Consider the following 23,855-nt stretch of genomic DNA (forward strand, 5'->3'; position numbering starts at 1 on the left):
ACCTGATCCCATCCCGAACTCAGAAGTGAAACAGACCTGCGCCGATGGTAGTGTGGCGTTGCCCATGTGAGAGTAGGTCATCGTCAGGCTCCTAAATAAAACAGCCCCGACAGCTATTGCTGCCGGGGCTTTTTTATTTTGGATCGAGGCCCTGCTGTGCACTACAACAGCCCCCATGTGACAAGGCGTGCTTCGCACGCCGCAGGACGCGGGAGCGCAGCGACGGCGGGCCCGAAGGGCCGAAGGCCAACGGCCTGAGCAATGTAGGTCATCGTCAGGCTCCTAATACCAAAACCCCAGCACCGCAAGGTGTTGGGGTTTTTTATTGTCTGCAGTGCGAAGCACTGCCTGCCCGAATACTATTCCCATATTCCCGTGTGACAAGCGAGTCAAAGGCGAGCGCAGGACGTCGGAGCAACGCGACGATGGGCCCGTAGGGCCGAAGGCCGGCAGGCCCGAGCAAAGTAGGTCAACTGCAGCCACTTGACCCTGTAGTTGCTACAGGGTTCATAACTGCGCCAACATCGTTGATGATCATTGATAGAGGCAAGAATGCACGATCACGGTCACGACCATAGCCATCATTTCGACACCCATAACCGCTCCTTTGCGATCGCTGTGTTTCTCAACATCCTGTTTGTCGTCATCGAAGCGGTGTACGGGGTCATATCCGGCTCTCTGGCACTGCTTGCCGATGCCGGCCACAACCTCAGCGATGTAATGGGGTTAATCATGGCCTGGGCAGCCAGCTGGCTGGCCAGTAAAGCGGCAACCTACTCCAAAACCTATGGCCTGAAGAAAACCACCATTCTGGCGGCCCTGTTTAATGCTCTGATTCTGATCGCGGCTGTCGGTGGTATCACCTGGGAGGCCATTCAGCGCCTGACAGATTCTGCCGATGTCGCCGGGCTGACCATAGTAATCGTGGCTGGTATTGGCGTATTGATCAACGGTGCCACCATGATGCTTTTTCTCAAGGGGCAGAAAGGAGACATCAATATCCGGGGCGCTTTTTTGCACATGGCCGCTGATACCGCAGTGTCGGTAGGCGTCGTGATCTCCGGCACGATACTGATGTTCACCAACATGACCTGGATTGATCCGATCGTGAGTCTCGTTATTGCCGTTGTGATCTTTGTGGGCACCTGGCAGTTACTGAAGGACTCCATAAACCTGGCGGTAGATGCTGTTCCCAAAGGGATTGATCCTTCGGCTGTTCGTGAGCGCCTTGAAGGTTTGCCGGGAGTAAAATCGGCCCATCACCTCCACATCTGGGCCCTGAGTACCACCGAAAACGCGCTCACTGTTCATCTGGTGAAACCAGACCCTGAGAATGACGACCAGGTAATCAGTGATGCCGCTGAAATGCTGAACCAGCACTTTGGTATCCAGCATGCGACCATTCAGTGGGAGCGGGCTGAGGGGCAGTGCCCAGATACGTCCCATTGCTGAACGCTGGAACCGTTAAATCAACAAGGCCAGGCACCTCATGCAAGAAGCGATCGAACGCCACCATTATTCATGGTAGAAACAAGCTGAGAGGGGCGTAGCCAATCACCCTCGCTTCTGTTTCAACTGCTTGTTAACCATCGCCCTCAATGCAGCAGGCTTCACCGGTTTGTAGAGGATCTGGTAACCCCTCTCGATGGCATCCTCCCGCACTTCAGGCGCCATATACCCGGTAATCAGTATCCCGGGAATGGCCTCGCTTATAGCCGCTCTCAGGCTATCCATTGCATCCAGACCGTTGCGGTTATCATCCAGCTGGTAATCGGCAAGAATGATATCCGGCTGCTGGCCATCGAGCTTCTCCAGCGCATCCTCAAGGCTTTCCGCCGAAGTTACGTCACACTGCCAGTTGCCCAGAAGGGCGGCCATGCCCTGCAGGATTGCCGGATCATTGTCGATGCACAGTACCTGGAGCCCCCCCAGGCTTGAAACCCGCCTTGGACTGGACGCAGGCTTGCTGCTTGTTTCGGTCTGCTCGGGAGCGGCCGAAGGCACCGTGATTCCGAACACGCTGCCGCGCCCCTGGATGGAATGGACGCTTACCGGGTGGTTGAGCATGCCACTGATCCGGTCGACAATTGCCAGTCCCAGGCCAAGGCCCTTCTTGTCCCGCCCGTGCTGGAACCGGCGGAACTCCTCGAAGATATGGGCCAGCTGGTCTTCAGGAATGCCGGGACCGGTATCCCAGACTTCGATCCGGATATAGCCCTTCAGGCGCCGGCACCCCATGAGTATCTTGCCACTTGGTGTATAGCGGATAGCATTTGACAGGAAGTTTTGCACCACCCGGCGCAGCAGTTTTGAATCCGATCTGACCCAGGCGGTACTGGGCACCACGTGGAGTTCCAGGCCCTGTTCCTTGGCAATTGCGGTGAAGTCGGTCGCCAGGTGCCGTAACAGCTCATTGACCGGGAAAACTCCGATATCCGGCTCCAGGGCCCCGGCGTCGAGCTTTGAGATATCAAGCAGAGTACTGATGATTTCTTCGGCAGCGCCCAGGGAGCTGTCGATATGCTCTACCAGTTCCCTGGTTTCTTCATCATTGGCCTTGCCGGCAACAGCAGAGGTAAAGAGTCGGGCGGCATTCAATGGTTGCAGCAGGTCGTGGCTCGCGGAGGCCAGGAACCGGGTCTTGCTCTGGTTGGCCTGCTCGGCCACGGATTTGGCTTTGAGCATCTGCTCGTTGATGACCTGCAACTCCTGGGTGCGTTCCTTGACCCGTTGTTCCAGGTAGATGTTGGTCTCTTTCAGCGCCTGTTCGGTCCGGCGCATTGCAGTGATGTCCTGGAAGGTTGTCACGTAGCCGCCACCGGGGATGGGGCTGCCGTCGATCCGGAGCACCGTTCCATCGGGGCGTTGGCGTTCGTAGGACATCGGCTTGCCCTCGCGCATGCTGTTGCAGCGGTCGGCAATGATCTCATCGATACGTCGGGCGGAATGATTGGCGTTGGTGAGGTTGTAACGCATCAAATCTTCCACCGGTCGGCCTACCCGAACGAAGCCTTTGGGGTAATTGAACAGCTCAAGGTAGCGGTGATTCCAGACCACCAGTTGCTGCTGGTGATTTACCACCGAGACCCCGAGACTTATGTTCTCGATGGCCGATTGCAGGAGCTCCCGGCTGAAGGTCATCGCCTGGGACGCTTCATCGACAATACTGACCACATCCTCGATCTGCATGTCCCGGCCGGTGAGGGTGGATTCCAGCACCACACGGGCGGTGGAAGCACCAATGACCGAAGCCAGTTGCCGCTCGATGTATTTCATCAAGTGCGTGGAGGCGGGCCGGTGTGGATGCAGACGAATCGCGTTACGCCGTTCGTAGTTCCGGAAGATGGTCTCGGAGCGCTCCTCGCCCATGAAACGGTCGGTCAGCGCCTGCAGGTCGGAGATCAGGATCTCCCCCTGCCAGCTCTGGTGGTGGGCTGTCTCCGCCTTTGGCTGGGGATCATGAAAGAACGAGGCGATCTGGATCTTCTCGCGCACACGCTGACGGGTCAGCATGGACAGAACGATATAGGTCACGGTGTTGATCCCGAGACTCCAGATGATGCCATGGCTGGTCTGGTCAAGGTCAGAGCCGAACAGGGCCGTGGGACGGGTCCAGCCCAGACCCCAGAGACCATGGTTGATGAGGCTGTCCGCAATCCAGCCTGTGGTCGCCAGGGCCGGGAGCAGCAGGGTATAGCACCACATCAGGAAGCCCAGGGCCAGGCCCCATACAGCCCCCATGTAATTGCCCCGGCGCCAGATAATGCCGCCTACCAGTGCCGGGCCGAACTGGGCCGCTGCAGCGAAGGACAGCAAGCCGAAGGCAGTCAGGCTGTAGTCTTCGCCGGCCATCCGGTAAAAGCCGTAGGCGGTCAGCAGAACCACGAAGATGGCGACCCGGCGAATGCTGAGCAGCAGATAGCTGAGGTCCGTGCGCCGATTCATGCCGGGGCGGAAGAACTTCAGCAGCGCCGGCATGATGATCTCGTTACTGACCATGGTGGCGATGGCGACCGAGCAGACAATCACCATCGCCGCCGCCGCTGAACCACCGCCGAGGAACACCAGTATCGCCAGCCACTCTTCGCCGGCAAAGATGGGCAACTGGAGGATGAGGATGTCCGGGTTACCCATGATCGGGTCTGGTGACAGCAGGCCGGCGGCGGCGATGGGCAGGACGAAAGCACTGGCAACGACCAGGTAGATCGGCATCGCCCAGCGTGCCACTTCAAAGTCCCGGTGATCGGTATTTTCCACCACCATCACGTGGAATTGCCGGGGCAGACAGATGATCGCCAGCATTGCTACCAGGGTCTGGGTAATGAAGGCCGGCGCCTCCAGTCCGTCCGTGGTCAGGGCACCGGCAAGATCCGCCGCCCGGACCTGGTCAAACAGGTCGCCGAACCCGTTGTACAGGCCAAAACCGACGAACAAACCGACGGCAACAAAGGCGATCAGTTTGATCAGGGATTCGAAAGCGACCGCCTGGATCATGCCCCGATGGTGCTCGGTGGATTCCAGATGCCGCGTACCAAATAGCACGGTGAACACTGCCAGGGCCAGAGTGATGTACCAGGCCGAGTCGTTCCAGGCGGCGGAGCTGAGCTCCCGGTAGCCGGTGCCGCTTTCGGAGAGCACGTTGAAGCCCATGGCGATTGCTTTCAGCTGCAGGGCGATATACGGCACGCTGCCGATTAGCGCAAAGGTGGCGATCATCGCCGCCAGAAGCTGGGATTTGCCGTACCGGGAGGCAATGAAGTCGGCGATCGAGGTACTGTTGTTGCGTTTACTGATGTAAATGATGCGCCGGAGCAATGGAGCTCCGAAGATGAACACCAGCAGGGGGCCGAGATAGATCGGCAGGAAACCCAGCCCCTCCTGGGTGGCACGGCCGACGGCACCGTAGAAGGTCCAGGAGGTGAAGTAGACGGCGAGGGAAAGGGCGTAGATGTGCGTTCGCGCCAGGCGTTTCCGGTACAGTCCCGGATGCTTGTCACCGGCCCAGGCGATGACAAACAGGATGGAAATGTAGGTAATCGAGATTAATACCAGTAGCCAGGCGCTAATCATGAAACGCTCTTCTCGTTAAAACAGCTTGGAGTCTAGGTTTCGGACCTCCGGTCAGTTGTCGCAGACGGTCTGAAACAGCGGGTCACCGGATTCGAGGACTTTCATATTATCCACCCGGGGCTTTCCGTCAGCGCCCAGCGGAACCAGCTCACGGCTTTCGCAGTTGATGATGTGCACCCGATGGGAGACTGCATCGGTCATCTTTTGCTCGAAACGGTACAGGGTAAAGCGCACGATGTCTGGATTGTCGGTATCGCGGCTGATGCTTTCCACATCCACGGTCGAGAATGCGGTGACGTAGGGGAAGACGAACGTCCACGGGCGCCAGAGAATGCCGTCGCTTTCGGTGCCGACAACCACCGCCTCTTCAGGCAGCAGGGTCTGCTTGTGGTCGTACCAGGTGTACTCGCCATAGATGAGATAGCCGAGCATGCCGGCGCCGGCAAATACCGGGATGAGCCAGCGGGGAGCCTTGTTGCGGGTTAGGGCGCGAATACCCAGGGCAATACCGGCCGCGCCGAGGCCGCAAAAGACTGTGGCGATAAAGGTCCAGAACATAAATCTACTTCCTCAAAAAAGAACGGGCTCCCTCGATGAGGAAGCCCGTCCAGGTTCAACCTGTCAATTCTTCGAATGAATCAGGTTGAGTTGTTGCTTAGTGGTCTTGAGCCTGACCGGCACCGCGCGGGTAACGGACGCTTTCAACCAGCTCCTGAATCTCAACGGGCGGTTCTTCAGTTGCGTTGGATACAACGAAGGCTACCGCAAAGTTGACGATTGCACCAACCGCACCGATGGACAGCGGGGAGATGCCCAGTACCCAGTTCTCAGGGGTATCCGGCAGGTTGTTGGTGCCCGGGATGAACAGCCAGCCCTTGTACACGAAGATGTATACCAGGGTGAAGGCCAGACCGCACAGCATGCCAGAGATCGCGCCAACGTTGTTTACACGCTTGGAGAAGATACCCATCATCAGCGCCGGGAACAGGGAGGCTGCGGCGATACCGAACGCCAGAGCTACTACCTGTGCCGCGAAGCCCGGTGGGTTGGCACCAAGCCAGGTGGCCACCACGATTGCCACAGCCATGGAGATCCGGGCTGCCAGCAGTTCGCCTTTCTCTGTGATGTTCGGGTTAATGGAACCCTTGATCAGGTCGTGACTCACCGCGGAGGATATCGCCAGCAACAGACCCGCCGCTGTGGACAGTGCCGCTGCCAGACCACCGGCGGCAATCAGACCGATTACCCAGCCAGGCAGGTTGGCGATTTCCGGGTTGGCCAGTACCAGGATGTCCCGGTTAACGGTCAGCTCGTTGCCAGCCCAGCCACGCGCTTCTGCTTCCGACTGGAAGGACTCGCTGGCATTGTAGTGCTGGATACGGCCGTCGTTGTTCTTGTCCTCGAACTGGATAAGACCGGTAACTTCCCACTCCTTGACCCAGTTCGGACGCTCTTCGTACAGGATCGGAGCCGCGTCAGTGCCATCCGGGTAGATGGTGGTCATCAGGTTCAGACGAGCCATGGAAGCAACGGCCGGAGCAGTCAGGTACAGCAGGGCGATGAAGACCAGGGCCCAGCCGGCTGACCAGCGCGCGTCAGCAACCTTGGGTACGGTGAAGAACCGGATGATAACGTGCGGCAGACCAGCAGTACCGATCATCAGGGACAGGGTGAACAGAACCATGTTCAGCTTGTTGTCGATGTCGGCAGTGTAGGAGTTGAAGCCGAGGTCGGTGATGACCTGGTTCAGTTTCTCCAGAATCGGCAGGCCGGAGTCAGTGTGGGTCGAGAACAGACCCAGCGGCGGCAGCGCGTTGCCGGTCAGCTGCAGGGAGATGAACACCGCCGGGATGGTATAGGCGATGATCAGTACGCAGTACTGGGCAACCTGGGTGTAGGTGATGCCCTTCATGCCACCCATAACGGCGTACATGAATACCACAACCGCGGCGATGATCAGACCCAGGGTCGCGTCAACTTCCAGGAAGCGGGAGAAGGCAACACCGGCACCGGCCATCTGACCGATTACGTAGGTCACAGAAGCCACGATCAGGCAGATAACCGCCACCAGACGGGCGTTCTTGCTGTAGAAACGGTCGCCGATGAACTCCGGCACGGTGAACTTGCCGAACTTCCGCAGGTACGGAGCCAGAAGCATGGCCAGAAGTACGTAACCGCCGGTCCAGCCCATGAGGAAGGTGGAGTTGGCGTAACCACCGGCGGCAATCAGACCCGCCATAGAGATAAAGGATGCCGCTGACATCCAGTCTGCACCGATCGCCATACCGTTGGTGACCGGGTGAACGCCGCCGCCGGCAACGTAGAAGTCCTTGGTGCTACCGGCTTTCGCCCAGATAGCAATCAGGATATAGAGGAGGAAGGAGCCCCCTACGAAAATGATGTTGATTGCAAATTGGCTCATTCGTCCTTACTCCTCGTGTACGCCGAATTTTTCGTCGATCTTGTTCATGCGCCACGCGTAGTGGAAGATCAGAGCGATAAAGGTAAGGATGGAGCCCTGCTGGGCGAACCAGAAGCCCAGGTCGGTTCCGCCAACGGGAATGCCCGCCAGCATCGGACGAAGCAGGATGGCGCAGCCATAAGATACCAGGGCCCAGACAATCAGGCTCCCGAATATCAGGCGTAGGTTCGCCTTCCAGTAGTTTTCAGCGTCGTAGCTATGACCTGACATAGGATTCACTCCTGTGTTGTTGTTGTGGAGGTTGGATGGATTTTTGGTGAGGTATTTCGGTTAGAGAATTTATTATTCATATAAGTACTTCTCCGACTGTTGTCCCTAATGACTTTACTGGTCAACCAACATATAGATATTGGCAAAAGGTCTAATTCTCAGTAATTTGCCTTGGGATCGGTCAATTTTGTGAAGCGGTTTTGCCCTCCCTCAAAAGCGGTGCATGTTTTGTAATCTCCGATGGTATCGAAGCTTGTCATTCAATTCTTTCAGGGTTTTTACATCTTCTTTCCCGGCTTTGTTCAGAGCCACCAGGGTGAGTTCGGCCGTAGCAAGCGCATCGGCTGCCGCGTGATGGCGTTCGCTGACTTCGAGCCCGAAGAAATCGGCCCAGTTGTCCAGGCGCTTGCCGCCGGTTTTGGCGTCGGGGAAAAATGCCGGTAACAGGTCGGCCACATCGATCCACAGATGCTGCTGGGTGTAGCCCAGCTCCACCCTGAGTGTCTTTTCCAGGAATTTCTGGTCGAAAGCAGAATGGTAGGCGAGTACCGGGTCGCCGTTCATCCAGTCGAGCAGGTACAGCAGGGCATCCTCGGTTTCGTGGCCCTGGGTCAGGGCTTCCGGCCCGATGCCATGGATCAGTACCGTTTCGCTGATATCCAGTTCGGGTCGCCTGAGAATCAGGTCGAACTGGTCTTCCAGGTGGATCACGCCGCCACTGATGGCCACTGCGCCAATAGCGATCACCTCGTCCTTGGCAGCGTTGAGGCCGGTGGTTTCAAGGTCGAGCACGATCAGTCGGCTGTCAGATAACAGCTGGTCGCCCGCACTTTTGGGTGCCGGGAGGTTGTCCTGTTCGTGCGCTCCGATCTGGCCGGCCCGACGCCGTTCCAGCCATTGTTTGATGTAGTCCAGCATCCTGTCCGGCTCTCAGAGTTGATAGGTGACTTCCAGCTTCTGCTGGAGTCGCTGGGCCTGGCGGAAGGATTCGCGCAGGATCCGCCGGTCCAGCGGGTTCAGGTCATCCGGATCAATGTAGTTAGTCAGCTCCTCACCACGATCCAGCATTTCCTGGTGAGCGCGCATGCGAATCGCCTGGATAAGGCTGTAGGCTTCTTTCCAGGCATTGGCATCCTTGGGGTCGAAGACTCCTCTTTTGGCCAGCTCTTCCATCCGTTCCAGCGTGTTGGCGGTTTCCACGCCGTTGGCCAGGGCGAATACGCGTACCGCTTCCACAAACGGCGCCAGGCCCTGACGTTTGAGGTCCAGGGCGTGTTTCTTCTCCTCGTTCAGGTAACGGAAGTTGCGGAACATCGTCAGCGGCGGTTTGCGCTGCAGTGCGTTGCCGGCCAGCATCTTCTGGAACAGGGCGTTTTTGCGGATTCGCGCCAGGACCTTTTCCAGGAGTTCATGCAAGGGTTCGGTCGGGCCGAACACCGCCCGCATGTCCAGGAAGATTGATGAGTACACCAGGTTCTGGGGGGTGGAAGCGTCGATAAAACGGATGAACCAGTCGTCCCATTCCCGGTCGCTCAGGCAGAGTTTCGGGTTGCTGGCCATGATGTTGCCCTTGCACAGGGTGAAACCGCACTCGGCCAGCTCCTTGTTGATGGTCTGGGCGAAAGGCAGCAGCTTCTCCCGGACCTGTTCCTCGGTCATTCCTTCCGGTGTCCGGAACAGGATGCCGTTGTCCTGGTCGGTGAGCAGGGTCTGTTCCTGCCGGCCCTCGGAACCGAAAGTCAGCCAGGTGAAGGGAATGCCCGGGTCGTTTTTCTTCAGGTTCAGTTCCAGTACGCGGCGCACGGTCACGTCATTGAGAGTGGTGATGATCTTGACCACCTGACCGGAATCGGCGCCGTGGGCCAGCATGGCGTCCACCAGGCGCGACACATCGCTGCGCAAACTCACCAGGGTGCGCAGATGGGTGGCGGTACCAATGGTCCGGGCCAGGTTGACCAGATCCACCCGCTGCAGGGCGAACAGGTCGCGCTCGGAGACCACGCCAATCAGGCGTTGCTCATCGTCAACCACACACAAATGGGCGAAATGGTGCTCGGCCATCAGCATGGCAGCTTCAAAGGCGTCTGCGTCGGCGGGCAGACGGCAGGGGTCCGGCGTCATTACCTGGCGGACGGGGGTGTCCAGTGGCCCTTTCTCCTCGGCGATCATGGTGCGCAGATCCCGCAGGGTGAAAATGCCAATCGGGTGCCGGTTGTCGTCGGTAATTATGATGCTGCCGACGTTGTTCTCGTGCATGCGCGCCACCGCCTTGCGCACCGGCAGATCCGGAGAGCAGACGATGGGATTGCGCAGGGCATAGCGTTCCAGCGGAGTGTCCAGGCTGTTGCTGGAACCCATAGACGCCATGGCGTTGGACTGGATACGCTGGTTCACCTGATCAAGCAGGCTGCTGACGCCCCTGAGGCAGAAGTCCCGGAACGGGTCGCTTTCGGAAAACAGGGTAATGAAGGCATCCTGCTCGATGCTCAGGCAGAAGGTGTCGCCGTCAGCCCGGTGCAGGGTGCGGGTGGGGCGTTCGCCAATGATCGCGGCCAATGGGAAACACTCGCCCCGGCTGATTTCAAAGGTGGTCTCGGTACGATCTTCTTTCTCATTGTGGCGTTCGCCACGGATCCGTCCCTGTTTGACCACGTAAAATCGTTTGACGACACCGTCATCCGGTGAGAGCACCTCATCGCCATCGGCAAAGAACCGCAGGGTCGCATGCTCGGCAAAGTGGGCCAGATGGGCATCGTCCATGCTGGAGAAAGGGGCATGTTCCCGCAGGAAGCTCATGATGGCGCGGGTGTTCTGGGGGCGGTTACTGTCCTGATTCGAGGCCATGTCCGGATCCGTTCGCTCGTTATTATTGTCCGCCTGAGTGTAGTGCAGGGCACGGGATCGGGCCCTACGATTTTGGTCGCAGGCGGCAGTGTGGGTGGTTGCTTTCTTTATGGTATACCGGGGCGGTGGTAAAGTTCTGATATCAATCAATCCAGATACAAACCGATCCATGACCAGTAAAGATGAGCGCCTGGCCTTCCTGGAAGAAATGAAGGACGTCAGGCGCATCCGCAAACCGAACCGGGCGGAAGTCTCCACGCCCAGGGAGCTGACTCCGGGCCATCTGGAACGTCAGCGCGCGGCCGTGGAAAAGCCCTTGAAGGACATCAATCCGCTGACTTCGGATATGGTGGAGCCGTTGACGGCTCACGACATTCTGAGTTGGCAACGGCCGGGCATCCAGCATGGCGTCTTTCGCAAGCTGCGCCTGGGCCAGTATCCCATTGAAGCTCGCCTTGACCTGCACCGGATGACTGTTGAGCAGGCCCGAAGGGAAGTATTCCCGTTCATCGGTGATTGTGTCCGTTACGGCCTTCGCTCCGTGATCATTCTTCACGGCAAGGGGGAGCGTAACCCTGACGGAATTGCCCAGTTGAAAAGCTATCTCGCCAAGTGGCTACCCGAACTTGACGATGTGCTGGCGTTTCATTCGGCCCAAAAACACCATGGTGGCACCGGGGCGGTGTATGTCATGGTACGGAAGAGTGACCGCGACAAGCAGCGCAATCGTGAAATCCATGGAAGCCGGTGAGGCTTCCAAACCCGAAAACATCCTGTCCCTAAACCGGAAATACCGGTACTGGAGGTAAGTGTGGTGAAGCAGTTGATTGTGATTGTGTTCTCAGTGCTGGCTCTGGCTGGCTGCAAGGATCGCGTGATCTGGAATGATAACGGCAAGGTCGAGGATGCCACGGAGGGGCGCGAAGTATGGAATTCCAACGGTCAGATGGAATCCGGTGAGCGCAAGATCTGGGTGAACAAGGACGGCGAGGATGTCGTCAAATAAAGGACCTGGTGTCGACCTGCCCCCTAATAACAGAAGCGGGCCTGCAACAGGCCCCCGTACAGGAGAGAGGGAATGGCATTGCGCCTGACAGTAAATGGTCAGACTCATTCACTGGATATCGAGGCAGATACGCCTCTTTTATGGGTATTGCGGGACGAGCTGGGCCTGCCGGGCACCAAGTTCGGATGTGGAGCAGGGCTATGTGGCGCCTGTACGGTGCATCTGAACGGGCAGCCGGTGCGCTCCTGCTCCACGCCCGTGGAAATGGCCGCAGAGGGTGAAGTGATCACCATTGAAGGGCTGGGGCGAGGTGACCGGTTGCATGCCTTACAGCAGGCTTGGATCGACCACGGGGTGCCCCAGTGCGGTTATTGCCAGTCCGGGCAGATCATGAGCGCCGCCCATTTGCTGTCGACCAATCCCTCGCCTGGCCGGGACGAGATCGTTGCGGCCATGACCGGAAATCTGTGTCGCTGCGGCACCTACAGCCGCATCATCGCCGCCGTGGAATCCGTGGTTGCCGGTGAGAAAGCGGCGCAGGGGGAGGCATGACATGGCGGTGAATCGAAGGGATTTTCTGAAAGTTGGTGCCGGTGCCTCCGGTAGCCTGGTGCTTTCCCTGTCTTTGCCGGGCTGCGCCGGACTTCCCACGGGCTACGAGGAGGGGACCGGCGAATGGCGTCCGGATGCATGGCTGGAGATTACCAGGGATGACCGGATCTATTTCACCCTGGCACGGGTGGAGATGGGTCAGGGCACCTACACCGGCCTTACCACGCTGATTGCCGAGGAACTGGAAGTAGCCCCGGAGGCCATCAAGCCGCGCTTTGCCCCGGTCGCAGACGAGTACAAAAATCCGTTGTACAAGCTGCAGCTCACCGGGGGCAGCACCAGTCTGGCTACCAGTTGGGAGCCGCTGAGGACCGCCGGTGCGGAAGCCCGGGAGATGCTGGTCCGTGCGGCCGCAGGTGTCTGGCGGGTCAATGCCGCTGAGTGTTCGGCCAGTGATGGCCGGGTCATCCACCCCAATGGCATTGACTCCATGCGCTACGGCCAGCTGGTAGAGCTGGCCTCCAAAGAGATTCTGCGCGGGGACGTCGCGCTCAAGCCGGCGGCCGAATGGAAATACATCGGCAAACAGAACCGGCGGCTGGATGCCCGGGCCAAGTCCACCGGCAAAGCCGTGTACGGCATTGACGTCAGCCTACCGGATATGGCGTACGCAGTGGTCACCCGCTCACCCCGCTACGGTGGCAAGGTCCAGTCGTTCAATGGCGACGAGGTCCGGGCCATGCCCGGGGTTCTGGAGGTCATGGAAATCGACCGGGGCGTGGCTATCGTCGCCGACAGGTACTGGCGTGCCCGAAAGGCCCAGGACGCTCTTAAGGTCCAGTGGGACTTTTCCGGGGCGCTGGGACTGTCCGCGCCGGAGGTGTTCGAGACCTATCGCAAGGCGGCAGACGAGGATGCCGGCGAGTCAGAGCGGAGCGAAGGCGATATCGAAAGCGTTCTGGCAAATGCTGACACGGTGGTAGAGGCCGAATACAGCCAGCCTTACCTGGCACACGCCACCCTGGAGCCCATGAACGCCACTGCCTGGTACCGCAAGGATCACATGGAGATCTGGGCGCCGACCCAGGCACCGGATCTCGGCAGGATTGCCGCTGCCCGGGTGACCGATCTGGCCCCGGACGAGGTCACCATCAACACTACCTTCCTTGGCGGCGGTTTCGGCCGGCGCCTGACCCAGGACTACATAGAAGAAGCGGCCGCCGTCGCATTCCGCATCGACCAGCCGGTGAAGGTGATCTGGTCCAGGGAAGAGGATACCCGCCACGATCTGTACCGACCGGCGATGTTGCACCGTATGAAGGCGGGCTTGAACAATGGCGAGCTCAGTGGCTGGGATCACCAGATCGTCGGGCCGCAGATTCTGAACTGGTATGTCCGCAACGCCGGGCCTGCGCAGTTCCCGTGGACGCCCAAGTTCCTCTACGACACCCTCGGCAAGGTCGGGGTGTGGGCCGAAGGCATTGCCACCCCGAAAGACATCTCCGCCATCGAGGGAGCGATCGAATATCCCTACCAGGTGGCCAATATCGATATCCGTCATACCCACATCGATCCCGGGGTTCCCATCACCTGGTGGCGCTCGGTGGGCTATTCCCATAACGGCTTTGCCGTCGAGACCTTCATGGACGAACTGGCCCACGAGGCGGGCCAGGACGCCTACCGATTCCGTCGCCGCCTGCTGGAGAACGAGCCCCGACATCGGGAGGTACTGGATCGGGCAGCCCGACTGGGCGGCTGGGATACGCCGGTGCCCGAAGGGCGGGCCCGGGGCATTGCGCTGATGCGCAGCTTCGGTACCTACGTGGCCCAGGTGGTGGAAGCCGGCCTCGAGGATGGGTCGATCCGGGTGTATAAGGTCGCTGCAGCCGTGGATTGTGGCCAGGTGGTCAACCCGGCCATCGTGGTTGACCAGATCGAGGGCGGCATCCTGTTCGGCCTGACGGCAGCGTTATACGGGGAAATTACCCTGGAGCAGGGCGAAGTCCAGCAATCCAACTTCCACGACTACCCGCTGCTGCGGCAGTACGAGCGGCCGGAGGTCGAGGTGGAGATTGTGGACAGCACCGAGACACCGACCGGCGTCGGTGAGCCCGGTGTGCCCCCGGTGATTCCGGCCCTGGGTAATGCCCTGTTTGCGCTGACCGGCAAGCGCCAGCGCACCTTGCCGCTGAAGGCGGATGCCTGATGGCGGCGGGAGCGCGCACGTGATTTCCGGCCAGGCCTCCGTCATGGAAAGTATCCGCCGCTGGCTGGCCGCCGGCGAGCGAGTCTGGTTGTGCACCATCGTGGAAACCTGGGGTTCGTCCCCCAGGCCGGTGGGCTCGTGGCTGGCAGTGTCGGAGACGGGTCGCTGGAGTGGATCGGTGTCCGGCGGCTGCCTGGAAGAGGATCTGCTGCAGCGAACCGCCGCCGAGGGGTCCGTCGAATCTATCCTGATTGATTACGGCATCACCGACGGGGACCGGGACCGTTTCCAGTTACCCTGTGGCGGACGGATCCGGTTACTGGTGGAGCCGCTGGTGCCGTCGGACGATTTGTCCCATATCGATAGCCTGTTGCGAGCAATCACTGAACGGCAACCGGTTATGCGGGAAGTGGTGGTTGGTGGCGGTATGCGCCTTGTAGGCGCAGACGGCAGCGTCCGCAACGGGGTGACCTTCGACGGACAGACCATGGTGCACACTCTCCAGCCGGAGTGTCGTCTACTGCTGATTGGTGCCGGCGAGGTGGCACGCCATGTGGCGGAGTTTGCCTCGGCTGCCGAATTTACCGTCACCCTGTGTGAGCCCCGGGATACCTTTGCGGACGGCTGGCAGTATCCGCATATCCCCCTGAGTCGACGTCTGCCGGACGACCTCATCGCCGAAGATTATGGTGATCAATGGTGCGGGGTTCTGGCCCTGGCCCATGACCCCCGGGTGGATGACATGGGTTTGCTGGCGGCACTGCAGTCGCAGGCGTTCTATATCGGCGCCATGGGGTCTCGCAAGACTTCCGAGGCCCGTCGGTCGAGACTCGCCGACCTGGGGCTGGATGCGTCGGCGCTCGCCCGGCTCAGGGCGCCAATCGGGGTCAACATTCCCAGCAAGACGCCGGCGGAAATTGCCATTTCCATAGTGGCGGATCTGATTGCTGCACGACATGATTTGCGAGCCGCCCAAGCATCCCTATAATGGCGGCAAATGAGGGTTGATAATCTCCGGGCGGCGGGGACGCCCTGGCACCTGGTCCGTGGAGAAACACCGTGTTTGATGTCACCCGATACGCCGTTGCGGCAGAATCCATCGTCGAAGCCGGCCGCTTCCTGTACCAGCGGGGCTGGTCGCCGGCCACCAGCAGCAATTACTCGGCGCGGATTGACGACGAGCACATTGCGATCACGGTTTCCGGCCGGCACAAAGGCCAGCTGGGGGCCGGCGATGTGATGGTGGTGGACCTGTCCGGTCAGCCCGTCCAGAGCAGCTGCCGCTCCTCTGCAGAAACCCGTCTGCATACCGTGCTTTATGAACTTTTCCCGGAGGTCGGGGCGGTGCTGCACACCCATTCTGTGAAAGCCACCGTACTGAGCCGGCTACTGGATCCGGGCCGGGCGCTGGAACTGGAAGGCTATGAACTGCAGAAAGCCTTCTCCGGCGTGCAGACCCACGAATCCGTATTGACGGTTCCGGTGTTCGACAACACCCAGAATATCGATGCGCTCGCCGGGGATACCAAGGCCTGGTTCGCGGAGCATCCTGAGCAGCCGGGCTACCTGATCCGGGGCCACGGCCTGTACACCTGGGGCAAGACCATGGCCGATTGCCTGCGCCATGTGGAAGCCTTTGAATTCCTTTTTGAATGTGAACTTGAAACCATGAGGGTCCGCCCATGACCACCCTGAGCATCTTCGATCAAAGCCAGCCAGAGCGCGCCCGGACCGTAACGGAAGAGCCGTCGGAAATCCGCGAGCTGCTGGCCACCCAGGGCATTCGCTTCGAACAGTGGCCGACCCGTGACTTGCCGGCCGATGCCACCCAGGAACAGATCCTGGAGGCCTACAGCGAGGAAGTGGCCCGGCTGAAGGAAGAATGCGGATTCCAGACCGCCGATGTCATCAACCTCAATCCGGATAACCCGCAGAAAGAGGCGTTCCGCCAGAAATTCCTGGATGAACACACCCACAGTGAAGACGAGGTCCGTTTCTTCGTGCGGGGCCAGGGCCTGTTCTACCTGCATTTCGGTGACCAGGTCTACGCAGTAATGTGCCAGAAGAATGACCTGATCAGCGTCCCGGACGGCACCCGGCACTGGTTCGACATGGGGCCTGAGCCGGAATTCACCTGCATTCGCCTGTTCAGCAATCCGGAAGGCTGGGTGGCCGACTTTACCGGCGAGGACATTGCCAGCCGGCTGCCCCGGTACGAAGCGCTGGCGGAGGCGGGTGGATGATCCGGGTTATTCTGACGGACATTGAGGGCACCACCAGCTCCATTTCGTTTGTGCACGACGTGCTGTTCCCGTTCGCGGCCGAGCACCTGCCCGGGTTCGTGACCGAACACCGGGGTGATCCTGCCGTGGCTGAGCAGCTCGATGCGGTTGCCGCAGCAAGTGGCGTCGATCGTCAGGATGTGGAGGGCCTTGTCGAGGTGCTCCAGCAGTGGATCAGGGAAGACCGCAAGGAAACCTCCCTGAAAGCCCTGCAGGGTATGGTCTGGGAGCAGGGCTACCAGCAGGGTGAGCTGAAGGGGCATATCTACCCGGATGCGGCCGATTACCTGCAGCGCTGGCATGATCGGGGCCTGCGTCTGTTTGTCTACTCCTCCGGTTCGGTGAAGGCCCAGAAGCTCATTTTCGGCTTTACCACCGAGGGTGATTTCACGCCGTTCTTCTCCGGGTATTTCGACACCCGCATTGGTGGCAAGAAAGAAGCCGATTCCTATCGTAATATTCTCAAAGAGCTGGGTGTCGAGCCGGAAACCGTGCTGTTTCTGTCCGATGTCGAGGCGGAACTCGAAGCAGCAGAGGCTGCCGGCATGAAGACTGCCTGGCTGGTCCGGGAGGGCGAACTGCCCGACACCGGCCGGTTCGTCGCCCGCGATTTCTCGGAGGTGGAGACCCTGCTGCGCAAGCGCTGACACCTCCGCCTGACCCACAGGAGGATCCCATGACCGGAACACGCTGGGCCCGCTCAATGGCGCTGCTGCTGATTATTCCGGTCCTGAGCGCCTGTAATCCATTTTCCGAGGCCCGCCCCATGCTGGATGAATACGTGGAGCGGGTCGCCCGGGTTCTGGAGACGGAACCCGAGCTCTCTTCCCCGGAACCCGCCGAACAGATCCCCCGCCGTCGTGACCGGGTACTGGCCATGCCGGAACTGGACATGGGCATGCTCGATTTCCTGTCCCTCTATGGCTGTGAACTGCAGTTGGTGGTGGGCGAGAAAAATTCAGTGATGGGCCGGGTCATGCAGCCCCTCAATCGTCTTCGTTACGAGGTGCGCTTCATCGAGGCGGCCCGGAATTGTCTGCCCGAGGTGGAGGACGAGGAGCTTGAGGAAGCACTCGGGGAAGCCATCGAGAGCAAGCGGGAGTCCCTGCCCATTGCGGTGTGGAATGCCACCTGGGGTGTGGAAGAGGTGGAGACCCTTTTCACCCTGGCCAAGGGCTATTACCCGGTAGCCGCGGAAGGCGATCCGGTTTCCGATCTGGCGCTGGATGCGCAACAGCTGAATGCCGCCACTGCCAGGTTGCTGGATGAAAGGCTGGATGTGTCACTGGAGTTTGCTGGCAACGTTCATCAGCGATGGCAGGCCGAGTATCGGGCGGGGCAGTTGATCAACAGTGCACGGTTGCTGGCGGCCAGGCTGGACGACGCGACTGGCCTGTTGCAGGAGCGGCTGGACGGGCGGCCGCTGTGCCTCAATGGCAAGCCGAACAATCAGTCCGACATTGTTCAGAACATGTTCTTCAGCGTGTACATCGAAGAGATCCAGCCCTACATGGGCGAGATCCGCCGGGGCCGGGATGCGTTGATTGAGCCCCTTGCCAGGCTGGCGCAACAGCAGGAAGAGGTGATGCCGGAGCAGTTCCGGGACTGGTACCTGCAGCATCTGTCCCTGTCCGCGGAAGGCAGCCTCTGGCTTGAGCTGGACCGGGCAATGGCGGATCACACCCGGGCCTGGCAGGACCTGCTGGAGCAGTGCGGTCTGCGCCCCGGGGCGTAAAAAGGACAGGCAGCCCCGCCAGAGTCAGCTTGCCTGTGGACGATTCACTTTCAGATGAATCATGGCAACGACGAACAGCAGCAGCGTCAGCACCGTCAACAGTACCGGGCCCGGTGCCCCCTCGCTCAGCCAGGCTGACACCACCGCCTGGGTGAAGTAGAAGATCACCACGAAGGCCATCCAGATATAGCCGCGGTTGTGGCCCCGGAATACCGGCACGGCAAAGGCCAGCAGGGGGACCAGCTTTACTGTCAGCATCAGGGTGATGGAAACCCCTTCAATCGGCGCGGGGAAAAAAGTGGTGGCTATGAGGGTCGCCAGCACCGCGAGGTACAGCAGAATGGTGAGCCGTGCAGTTTGTTTCGCTTTCGGGTTGTGGAGCATGGGTGCTTTCCGGTTCAGTCGGACAATTTAAGGGCCAGGGTGGCCAGGCGATGGCCGAAGGCCTGGCACAGGGTCTTCTCGTGTTCGCTCAGGGGCAGCTGCTCTCCGGTACCGGCCCAGTGGGACGGGCCGTAGGGCGTTCCCCCGGATTCAGTCTCGCCCAGTGCCTGCTCGGTGTAGGGCAGACCGCACAACACCATGCCGTGGTGAAGCAGCGGCATCATCATGGTCATCAGGGTGGTTTCCTGGCCCCCGTGGAGACTGCCGGTCGAGGTGAACGCACCTGCGGGTTTTCCGGCCAGGGCACCGCTCAGCCACAGATCACCAGTGGTATCGAGAAAGTGCTTCAGGGGCGCCGCCATGTTGCCAAAGCGTGTGGGGCTGCCAATGGCCAGCCCGGAGCATCCGCCAAGGTCGGCCTTGGTGGCATAGGGCGCTCCCTCATCAGGTACCGGCGGCAGGCTCGCTTCGGTATCGGGGGATACCGGTGGCACGGCCCGCAGGCGGGCCTCAATGCCGGATACCCGGGCAACGCCCCGGCCGATCTGGCCGGCCAGCTCTGCGGTCTGGCCATTGCGGCTGTAATAAAGAATCAGGACGTACGGTGCATGCTCTGCCATGGAACGGGTTTCCTTGCTTGGCGGCTTGTAACTGGATTCGGAGATGACATTACAGAATGGTCAGAACATTCTCCGGTGGTCTGCCCAGGGCCGCCTTGTTGTTACGAATTACGATGGGGCGTTCGATCAGTTTCGGATGCTCGGACATCGCCTGGAGCAGCTGTTCCCGGGACAACTCAGTGCTATCCAGGCCCAGCTCCTTGTATTCGGTTTCCTTGGTGCGCATGAGTTCCCGGGGCTCGCAGCCCAGCATATCCAGGATATTCCCGAGCTCTTCCGCTGTCGGAGGAGTTTCCAGGTAGCGTATAATCCCCGGCTCGATTCCCCGTTCGTTAAGCAGTTCAAGTGTTTGACGTGACTTGGAGCAGCGCGGGTTGTGGAAAATCCGGGTCGGTTCTGTCATCTTCTGGCCTGATTATCTGGGATGGATACAGCGGGTTTGAAAGGCCCGTAGTCTAACAGGAGGAGTTGCCGTGCAGTACCCTGAATGGGTTGGCCGTGCCCGAGGGTTGATGGTTGCAGCCGTGCTTATGACGGTTTTTTTGTCAGGCTGCCAGAAAACCGAGTTTGAACGCGCGGAAGGGCCCCGCCTGAACTGGGACAGCCTGCGCGGGCAATGGGTGCTGGTCAACTACTGGGCCGAATGGTGCAAGCCCTGCCTGGAGGAAATCCCGGAACTGAACGAGCTGGATAAGGCGCCGGATATTGCGGTACTTGGTGTCAATTTTGACGGCGTAACCGGAGCGGAACTGACAGAGCTGGGTGAGCGGATGGGCATCGAGTTCACCATGCTGGCGGAAGATCCCGCTTCCCGGTTTGATTGGCAGATTCCCGTGGCCCTGCCGGCCACGTTTGTCGTTAATCCGGACGGAGAATTGCTGGAAACCCGCTTCGGCCCCCAGACAGAAGCGGATATCCGGGCGTTGATCGGCGGCTGAGCCCGCGCCCAAGACTGAACACAAGCAGGAACAGCCTTTTATTATGGCGCAAACCTTCGTACACCTTCGCGTACATTCCGAATATTCCATGGTGGATGGACTGGTCCGGGTCAAACCGCTGATCAGTCGTGTCGCCGAGCTGGGCATGCCCGCTGTGGGGCTGACCGAGCAATCCAATATGTGCTCGCTGGTGCGTTTCTACAAAGCGGCCACCGGTGCCGGTGTCAAACCGATTATCGGTGCGGACCTGTGGCTGGAGAATCCGGATGAGCCGGACAGCCCGTTCCGCCTGACGCTGCTGGCACGGGACAATGATGGCTACCTGAACCTTACGGAAATCATCTCCCTCGGTTACACCGAGGGCCAACGCTTCGGCAAACCCATCATCCAGCGCCGTTGGCTGGAAGCACGGGCAAAGGGGTTAGTCGCGCTCTCCGGGGCCAAGCTGGGGGATGTCGGCAAGGCACTGCTGGCGGGCAAACCCGAGCTGGCCCGTGAGCGAGCCGAATACTGGATGAACCTCTACCCGGACAGCTATTACCTGGAGCTTCAGCGCACCGGACGCGCTGGGGATGAAGACTGTCTGCACCTGAGTGTTGAGCTGGCGGCGGAACTGGGCTTGCCGGTGGTGGCCACCAACGATGTCCACTTCCTGGAAGCCGATGACTTCGAGGCCCACGAGGCCCGGGTCTGCATCGGCGAAAGCCGGACTCTGGACGACCCGCGCCGAGAACGCCGGTTCAGTGACCAGCAATACCTGCGCAGCGCCGAGGAGATGATCGAGCTGTTCTCGGACATTCCCGAGGCGGTTGAGAACACTGTGGAAATTGCCCGCCGCTGCTCGGTGAAAGTGCGTATGGGCGAGTACTTCCTGCCCAACTACCCGATCCCCGACGGCATGACCATGGACGAGTATTTCCGCCATGTGTCTGAAGAAGGCCTGGAAGCGCGCCTGGCGAAAACCCTGAGCAAGGACGACCCGGAATACGACCAGAAGCGGGAAGCTTACTACAAACGCCTGAACTTCGAGCTGGATATCATCACCCAGATGGGGTTCCCGGGTTACTTCCTGATCGTGATGGACTTCATCAAGTGGGCCAAGAACAACGGCGTGCCGGTGGGCCCCGGCCGGGGTTCCGGTGCCGGTTCCCTGGTGGCCTATGCACTGCTGATTACCGACCTGGACCCGCTGGAATACGACCTGCTGTTTGAGCGGTTCCTGAATCCGGAACGGGTATCCATGCCCGACTTCGACGTCGACTTCTGCATGGAAGGCCGCGACCGTGTGATTGACTATACCGCCGAGAAGTACGGCCGTGAGGCGGTCTCCCAGATCATCACCTTCGGCACCATGGCTGCCAAGGCGGTGGTGCGCGATGTGGCGCGGGTCCAGGGCAAGTCCTATGGTCTGGCGGACAAGTTGTCCAAGCTGATTCCGTTCGAAGTGGGCATGACCCTGGAAAAGGCAATCGAGCAGGAGCCCCAGCTCAAGGATTTCCTGGAACAGGACGAGGAAGCCCAGGAAATCTGGGAGATGGCCCTCAAGCTCGAAGGTGTCTGCCGGAACGCTGGCAAACACGCCGGTGGGGTGGTGATCGCCCCTACCAAGATTACCGATTTCTCGCCGCTGTACTGCGATGACGAGGGTGGAAGCCTGGTAACCCAGTTTGATAAAGGGGACGTGGAAGACGCCGGCCTGGTGAAGTTCGACTTTCTGGGTTTGCGGACTCTCACCATCATCAAGTGGGCCCTGAACATGATCAACCCGCGCCGGGAAAAGCTCGGCGAGGGTGTCCTGGATATCAGCACCATTCCGCTGGATGACAAGCCGTCCTTCGAGATGCTGAAACGGGCCGAAACCACGGCGGTGTTCCAGCTGGAATCCCGCGGTATGAAGGATCTCATCCGCCGCCTGCAGCCGGATTCCCTGGAAGACATGATCGCCCTGGTGGCGCTGTTCCGTCCCGGCCCGCTGCAGTCCGGCATGGTGGACGACTTCATCGACCGGAAGCATGGCCGGCAGCCGATGTCCTACCCGCATCCGGATTATCAGTATGAGGGCCTGAAGCCGGTACTGGAGCCCACCTACGGGGTCATCCTGTACCAGGAGCAGGTCATGCAGATTGCCCAGGTGATGGCCGGCTATACCCTGGGTGGTGCGGACATGCTCCGTCGGGCCATGGGTAAGAAGAAGCCGGAGGAGATGGCGAAGCAGAAAGCCATTTTCCTCGACGGTTGTGAAAAGAACGGCATCGACAAGACCCTGGCCGAGAACATCTTCGACCTGGTGGAAAAGTTCGCCGGTTACGGCTTCAACAAGTCGCACTCTGCCGCCTACGCCCTGGTGTCCTACCAGACCCTGTGGCTCAAGGCCCATTACCCGGCCGAGTTCATGGCCGCGGTACTCACCGCCGATATGCAGAACACCGACAAGGTGGTGACGCTGGTGGAAGAGTGCCGGAACATGAAGCTGGACCTGCTGGTGCCAGACGTCAGCCGTTCCGCCTACACCTTTACCGTCAACGATGAGGGCCAGATCGTCTACGGTCTTGGCGCCATCAAGGGCCTGGGTGAGGGCCCGATTGACAGTATCGTGGCGGCCGCCAAGGATGGTCCTTTCGAGGATATCTTCGATTTCTGCCGGCGGGTGGACCTCAAGAAGGTCAACAAGCGAGCCATGGAGGCGCTGATCCGCGCCGGTGCCATGGACAAACTCGGCCCCGGTCGGGCCCAGCTGATGGCGAGCATCGACAAGGCGGTGCAGCAGGCAGACCAGCAGTCCCGCAACGATGCCGTGGGCATGATGGATATGTTTGGTGAAATGCTGGAGTCCGGAGGCGAGGACGGCGATGCCTACGCCGACGTGGCCCATGTCCGTGAATGGCCGAAAAAGGAACGCCTCAAGGGCGAGAAGGATACCCTGGGGCTGTACCTGACCGGACACCCGTTCGACGAATACGAGAAGGAAGTGCGCCGGTTTGTGCGTTCATCCATCGCCGATCTGAAACCGAACAAGGCTCCCCAGCGTGTGGCAGGCCTGGTGGTGGCCCAGCGCACCATGAAAACCCGGACCGGGTCGACCATGTGTTTCATTACCCTGGACGACCGCAGCGCCCGCATCGAGGCAACCCTGTTCTCGGAAACCTTCTTCGAGAATCGGGAGCTGCTGCAATCGGACCAGGTCATTGTGGTGGAAGGGCAGGTCAGTCACGATGACTACTCCGGGCAGATGAAAATGCGCGTCAACTCCGTGATGGACGTGGCCACCGCCCGGCAACAGTTCAGCCGGGGGCTGAAACTGGAGCTGGCGGCGGATCAGCTGCAGAACGGCCTGCTGGACAAACTGGATGAAACCCTGAGACCGTTCCGTTGTGAGGGCAGTCCGGTATGGATCGAGTATCGCAGTCCCGAGGCCCGGACCCGCATCGAGCTGGGCGAGTCCTGGCGGGTGCAGCCGGACGATAACCTGTTGCTGGAGCTCCGGTACCTGGTGGGCGACCAATCGGTTGAACTGGTCTATGATTAA

Annotated in this window: 21 protein-coding genes and 1 rRNA gene; 13 read left to right on the forward strand and 9 right to left on the reverse strand. The window is 60.0% G+C overall.

Annotation, left to right across the window (positions count from 1 at the left end; genetic code table 11):
• Together rrf and DET50_RS07020 are read left to right on the forward strand one after the other, a co-directional pair.
• Positions 1–89, forward strand: a 5S ribosomal RNA gene (gene rrf / locus DET50_RS07015); the annotation flags it as partial.
• A gap of 463 nt (positions 90–552) precedes the next feature.
• Positions 553–1,452 carry a cation diffusion facilitator family transporter gene (locus DET50_RS07020; RefSeq protein ID WP_113862167.1) on the forward strand — a complete coding sequence of 300 codons (900 nt, stop codon included), beginning with the start codon at positions 553–555 and terminating at the stop codon, positions 1,450–1,452.
• Positions 1,453–1,554: 102 nt separating this feature from the next.
• Here DET50_RS07020 and DET50_RS07025 read toward each other — a convergent pair whose 3' ends face one another.
• From DET50_RS07025 to DET50_RS07050, 6 genes are all read right to left on the reverse strand, one after another.
• Positions 1,555–5,070: a hybrid sensor histidine kinase/response regulator gene (locus DET50_RS07025; RefSeq protein ID WP_113862168.1), complete on the reverse strand. Its 3,516-nt coding sequence runs from the start codon at positions 5,068–5,070 to the stop codon at positions 1,555–1,557.
• Positions 5,071–5,121: 51 nt separating this feature from the next.
• Complete coding sequence (locus DET50_RS07030) at positions 5,122–5,628, reverse strand: hypothetical protein (protein ID WP_113862169.1); 507 nt, start codon at positions 5,626–5,628, stop codon at positions 5,122–5,124.
• Between the two features lie 97 nt (positions 5,629–5,725).
• Complete coding sequence (locus DET50_RS07035) at positions 5,726–7,492, reverse strand: sodium:solute symporter family protein (RefSeq protein ID WP_113862170.1); 1,767 nt, start codon at positions 7,490–7,492, stop codon at positions 5,726–5,728.
• Between the two features lie 6 nt (positions 7,493–7,498).
• The gene (locus tag DET50_RS07040) at positions 7,499–7,762 is read right to left on the reverse strand and encodes a DUF4212 domain-containing protein (RefSeq protein WP_113862171.1); all 264 of its coding nucleotides are present in this window, start codon (positions 7,760–7,762) and stop codon (positions 7,499–7,501) included.
• A 210-nt stretch (positions 7,763–7,972) separates the two neighbouring features.
• On the reverse strand, positions 7,973–8,680 hold the full coding sequence (locus DET50_RS07045; protein WP_113862172.1) for a 3'-5' exonuclease: 708 nt from the start codon (positions 8,678–8,680) through the stop codon (positions 7,973–7,975).
• A gap of 12 nt (positions 8,681–8,692) precedes the next feature.
• Positions 8,693–10,606, reverse strand: a complete 1,914-nt coding sequence (locus DET50_RS07050; protein WP_113862173.1) for a putative nucleotidyltransferase substrate binding domain-containing protein — start codon at positions 10,604–10,606, stop codon at positions 8,693–8,695.
• A gap of 169 nt (positions 10,607–10,775) precedes the next feature.
• On the opposite strand from DET50_RS07050, the gene smrA reads away from it, so the two are divergent.
• From smrA to DET50_RS07095, 9 genes are all read left to right on the forward strand, one after another.
• Complete coding sequence (gene smrA, locus DET50_RS07055; protein WP_113862174.1) at positions 10,776–11,357, forward strand: DNA endonuclease SmrA; 582 nt, start codon at positions 10,776–10,778, stop codon at positions 11,355–11,357.
• A gap of 63 nt (positions 11,358–11,420) precedes the next feature.
• Positions 11,421–11,612, forward strand: a complete 192-nt coding sequence (locus DET50_RS07060) for a hypothetical protein (protein ID WP_113862348.1) — start codon at positions 11,421–11,423, stop codon at positions 11,610–11,612.
• Positions 11,613–11,684: 72 nt separating this feature from the next.
• Entirely contained in the window at positions 11,685–12,164 is a 480-nt protein-coding gene (locus DET50_RS07065) for a (2Fe-2S)-binding protein (RefSeq protein ID WP_113862175.1), read from the forward strand.
• A 1-nt stretch (position 12,165) separates the two neighbouring features.
• Positions 12,166–14,370, forward strand: a complete 2,205-nt coding sequence (locus DET50_RS07070; protein ID WP_113862176.1) for a xanthine dehydrogenase family protein molybdopterin-binding subunit — start codon at positions 12,166–12,168, stop codon at positions 14,368–14,370.
• A 19-nt stretch (positions 14,371–14,389) separates the two neighbouring features.
• A complete protein-coding gene (locus DET50_RS07075) occupies positions 14,390–15,358 on the forward strand; it encodes an XdhC family protein (RefSeq protein WP_258546073.1) in 969 nt (322 codons plus the stop codon).
• A 71-nt stretch (positions 15,359–15,429) separates the two neighbouring features.
• Complete coding sequence (locus tag DET50_RS07080) at positions 15,430–16,056, forward strand: methylthioribulose 1-phosphate dehydratase (protein ID WP_113862177.1); 627 nt, start codon at positions 15,430–15,432, stop codon at positions 16,054–16,056.
• Positions 16,053–16,613, forward strand: a complete 561-nt coding sequence (locus tag DET50_RS07085) for a 1,2-dihydroxy-3-keto-5-methylthiopentene dioxygenase (protein WP_113862178.1) — start codon at positions 16,053–16,055, stop codon at positions 16,611–16,613. Before DET50_RS07080 ends, DET50_RS07085 begins: the two co-directional genes overlap by 4 nt.
• Positions 16,610–17,299 carry an acireductone synthase gene (gene mtnC / locus DET50_RS07090; RefSeq protein ID WP_113862179.1) on the forward strand — a complete coding sequence of 230 codons (690 nt, stop codon included), beginning with the start codon at positions 16,610–16,612 and terminating at the stop codon, positions 17,297–17,299. Before DET50_RS07085 ends, mtnC begins: the two co-directional genes overlap by 4 nt.
• Positions 17,300–17,328: 29 nt before the next feature.
• Complete coding sequence (locus tag DET50_RS07095) at positions 17,329–18,387, forward strand: DUF3080 domain-containing protein (protein WP_113862180.1); 1,059 nt, start codon at positions 17,329–17,331, stop codon at positions 18,385–18,387.
• Between the two features lie 24 nt (positions 18,388–18,411).
• On the opposite strand, the gene DET50_RS07100 is transcribed toward DET50_RS07095, so the two are convergent.
• From DET50_RS07100 to arsC, 3 genes are read right to left on the reverse strand one after another with little or no spacing between them, the layout of a single operon-like run.
• Positions 18,412–18,771 (reverse strand): DUF2069 domain-containing protein, encoded by a 360-nt coding sequence (locus tag DET50_RS07100; RefSeq protein WP_113862181.1) that lies wholly within the window; start codon positions 18,769–18,771, stop codon positions 18,412–18,414.
• A gap of 14 nt (positions 18,772–18,785) precedes the next feature.
• On the reverse strand, positions 18,786–19,391 hold the full coding sequence (gene wrbA, locus DET50_RS07105) for an NAD(P)H:quinone oxidoreductase (RefSeq protein WP_113862182.1): 606 nt from the start codon (positions 19,389–19,391) through the stop codon (positions 18,786–18,788).
• A gap of 49 nt (positions 19,392–19,440) precedes the next feature.
• Positions 19,441–19,794, reverse strand: a complete 354-nt coding sequence (arsC, locus tag DET50_RS07110; RefSeq protein WP_113862183.1) for an arsenate reductase (glutaredoxin) — start codon at positions 19,792–19,794, stop codon at positions 19,441–19,443.
• Between the two features lie 70 nt (positions 19,795–19,864).
• On the opposite strand from arsC, the gene DET50_RS07115 reads away from it, so the two are divergent.
• Together DET50_RS07115 and dnaE are read left to right on the forward strand one after the other, a co-directional pair.
• Positions 19,865–20,329, forward strand: coding sequence for a TlpA family protein disulfide reductase (locus DET50_RS07115; protein ID WP_113862184.1), 465 nt, complete (start codon positions 19,865–19,867; stop codon positions 20,327–20,329).
• 43 nt (positions 20,330–20,372) lie between these two features.
• A complete protein-coding gene (gene dnaE, locus DET50_RS07120) occupies positions 20,373–23,855 on the forward strand; it encodes a DNA polymerase III subunit alpha (RefSeq protein WP_113862185.1) in 3,483 nt (1,160 codons plus the stop codon).

Source organism: Marinobacter pelagius (assembly GCF_003315345.1).
Lineage (GTDB): Bacteria > Pseudomonadota > Gammaproteobacteria > Pseudomonadales > Oleiphilaceae > Marinobacter > Marinobacter pelagius_A.